Raw genomic sequence first — 603 nt, forward strand, 5'->3', positions numbered from 1 at the left:
GCTTCTCTTCTTGACCATATAACCTCAATTATCTCAAAGTCATACGACAACAACAAAAACTTCAATACTAATGCGCTTGTATTTCTTCTCTTTACCTAATTGTTAATGAACTTCTGGATAGCCCAGAAAACATAATACTCTTGAATATTATCTTTTCTGATCTATCTGAGACAAGATATGGTGGGTCTGAGTGGACTTGAACCACCGGCCTCACCCTTATCAGGGGTGCGCTCTAACCAGCTGAGCTACAGACCCAATTTTTTTACTTCGGCTTTTTGCTTTACTCTTCGTTATCTTGCTGCGCGCGTTCAGTCACGTACATATGTACGCTCCTTCACTTGCTTAGCAAGATGCCTCGATTAAAGCAAAAATCCTCGTAAAAACTTTTTCCGAATCTTTTTTGGTATCGTTCGCTGCGCTTGCGATATTTTTTGGATTCTTTGAAACTTACTTGGCTTTTTTGCTTTTCGCAAATCGCTTTTGTAGGTTTAACCTACTAAACCGTGTCTCGTCTCTTTCTCTCTGAAAACAAACTGTGTGGGCGCTCGAATCAACCTTCATGCTCTTATTTCATGTTAAGGAGGTGATCCAGCCGCAGGTTCC

1 tRNA gene is annotated in these 603 nt (G+C 40.8%); it reads right to left on the reverse strand.

From position 1 onward, the window contains the following. Nucleotides 1–178: 178 nt before the first annotated feature. Nucleotides 179–255, reverse strand: a tRNA-Ile gene (locus tag E1O89_RS15335). Nucleotides 256–603 lie beyond the last annotated feature (348 nt).

Source organism: Legionella genomosp. 1, from assembly GCF_900640215.1.
Taxonomy (GTDB): Bacteria; Pseudomonadota; Gammaproteobacteria; order Legionellales; family Legionellaceae; genus Legionella_C; species Legionella_C quinlivanii_A.